This is a genomic window from Sphingomonas sp. (genome assembly GCF_051962185.1).
Taxonomy (GTDB): domain Bacteria; phylum Pseudomonadota; class Alphaproteobacteria; order Sphingomonadales; family Sphingomonadaceae; genus Sphingomonas.
This window is the reverse complement of record NZ_JBQCCN010000043.1, coordinates 1-2,117: the sequence shown is the minus strand read 5'-3', so window position 1 is coordinate 2,117 and position 2,117 is coordinate 1. Positions and strand designations below refer to the sequence as shown.

The window sequence follows — 2,117 nt, the reverse complement described above, 5'->3', positions numbered from 1 at the left end:
ATCGGCGCAACCTGGGGTAGGTGTGAGCGGCCACCCCCTTCTCGTCATCCCCGCGCCAGCCGGGACCCATATCCCGGCCGCGTAGCCGAACGGTCCGGCGGGTTGGTGGGCAGCGGCGGAGATGGGTCCCCGCTTGCGCGGGGATGACGAGAAGGGGGTGGCCGCTAAAACCTACCCCAGGTTGCGCCGATAATGCCGTCGCCGGTCATCCAGCGAAGCGCGATCGTCATAGTCGCGCTGCTCGCCGCCGCCGGGATTGTCCAGGCAGGCTTGGCGGAACGACTCAGTCGGAGCGACCCCGCGCTTGCCGCGCGGCTGGCGCCGCACGACGCGCGGATCGCGATGGCGGCGGCGCGCAAGCTGGTCGACGATGGCGGCGACGCGACGGGCCCGGCGATTCGCGCGCTGGCGGCGACCGCCCTGTCGCGCGACCTCACCCAGACCGCCGCGATAGAGTTCCGCGCGGTCGAGGCCGAGGGGAAGGGCGATCGGGCGCGTGCGGAGCAATTGATCGACCTGTCGGACGCGATCAGCCGGCGCAGCCTGCCGACGCGGCTATGGCTGATCCAGCGCTCGGTCGATCGCGGTGACGTCGGCGGCGCGTTGCGCGATTTCGACTTGGCGCTGCGCACCTCGTCGGCTGCGCCCTCGGTGCTTCTTCCCGTGCTCGCCGGCGCGACCACCGATCCGGGCCTGGTTCGACCGATCGCCCGGATGCTCGACCGGCCGAGCGACTGGCGCGTGATGTTCCTCGATCACGCCGTGGCCCAGGGCGATGCGAGAGGGATCGCGGCGGTGCTGCTGGCCATGTGCGACCGCCAGACGATCACCGCCAACGGCATCGACCAGGCGCTGATCGCGCGGCTGGTCGGCGCGCGCGATTTCGCGCTGGCTGGCCGATTGCGCGATGCCTTCGCGCCCTCTGCCGGTCCACGGCCGATGCTCGCCGATGGGGCGTTCGGCGATATCGCGGCGCCACCATTCGGCTGGAGCCTGGTCGAGCGTGGCGAGATCGGCGCCGAGCGCGGCGAGACCAATGGTCGCTCCTCGCTCATGTGGCGCGCCGAGCCGGGTCGGGGCGGCCAGGTCGCCGCGCAATTGCTGATGCTCGCGCCCGGCAAATACCGGCTGGCGTCCCGGACCGCGTCGTCGGGCGATGCCACGCCCTATTGGTCGCTCCGCTGTGGCGAGCAGGGCGGAGCGATGCTCGCGACGCTGGATCAGCCGGGCAGTGCCGGGGCCGCAGCCTCGACCGATTTCGTGGTGGCGAGCGGCTGCATCGGGCAATGGCTGACGCTCACCCTGCGCCCGGGCGGCGGGTCGGGCGGACAATCCGGCGGGATCGCGGCGGTGACGATCAGCCGTCTTTAGGCACGAAGATATATTGGCCCCACAGACCGACGCCCCAGGGCCGCGTCTTGTATCCCGTCCCGATCGATCGGTAATTGCAGCGTGCGGCGATCGCGATCGACGGCGCATTGTCCGCTTCGGTCCACCCCCACCAGCGCCGCTCGCGGTCGTCGAACAGGCGGTGCGCCTCGCCGCTGATGATATGGCCGAGCTTCTGGCCGCGCGCTTCGGGCAGTGTCCACATATTGCCGACCTCGAGATCGTCGCCTGCCATGAAGGGCGATCGGTGCCAGCGCGGCGACACGATCAGGCGATGGATGCGGGTGTCGCCCTGCCACACGGTCAGTTCGGTGAATTCGTCGGTCGCGAAGACGCCGAGCCGGTTGAGCAGCCACCAGGCGATATTGTCCCGCGTCCGCGATCCGCGTGGAGGGAAGCCGTGCCGAGCCGGTTGCCAGACGCGCAGGATCATGCCCTCGGGCAACGTCCGCAACGGCGGTTGCGGCGCGCCCGGCTCGATGCCGAATACCACCATCATGCCGCGAGTTCCGGTGGTAGCGCGGTGGGGAGCGGTGCGGCCCGCGCACAAATGCTGCGAAGCGCGGGATCGGTGTGCCAGCGCGCCAGGATCGCGTCGACGCCACGCAGCGCCATCGGTTTTGCGAGGATCGCCAGCGCGGTCAACCACAGCAACCGCAAATCGGTCGCGAGGTCGCGATGCTCGACATAGAGCAGCCCCAATCGGCTCTTCCACGGCCGGATCACCG

Annotated in this window: 3 protein-coding genes; 1 reads left to right on the top strand and 2 read right to left on the bottom strand. The window is 70.3% G+C overall.

Features of this window, described 5'->3' with window-relative positions; genetic code table 11:
* Positions 1–192 precede the first annotated feature (192 nt).
* Complete coding sequence (locus tag ACTHJR_RS02820; protein WP_440521558.1) at positions 193–1,371, top strand: hypothetical protein; 1,179 nt, start codon at positions 193–195, stop codon at positions 1,369–1,371.
* Here ACTHJR_RS02820 and ACTHJR_RS02815 read toward each other — a convergent pair.
* Entirely contained in the window at positions 1,358–1,888 is a 531-nt protein-coding gene (locus tag ACTHJR_RS02815) for a GNAT family N-acetyltransferase (RefSeq protein WP_440521557.1), read from the bottom strand. The genes ACTHJR_RS02820 and ACTHJR_RS02815 overlap by 14 nt on opposite strands.
* Positions 1,885–2,117, bottom strand: a 233-nt coding sequence (locus ACTHJR_RS02810) for a hypothetical protein (RefSeq protein ID WP_440521555.1), incomplete at its 5' end; no start/stop codon positions are given. The genes ACTHJR_RS02810 and ACTHJR_RS02815, both read right to left, overlap by 4 nt.

Coding starts and splice junctions, on each gene's coding strand:
- ACTHJR_RS02820 (WP_440521558.1), top strand. CDS start 193: ATGCCGTCGCCGGTCATCCAGCGAAGCGCGATCGTCATAGTCGCGCTG.
- ACTHJR_RS02815 (WP_440521557.1), bottom strand. CDS start 1,888: ATGATGGTGGTATTCGGCATCGAGCCGGGCGCGCCGCAACCGCCGTTG.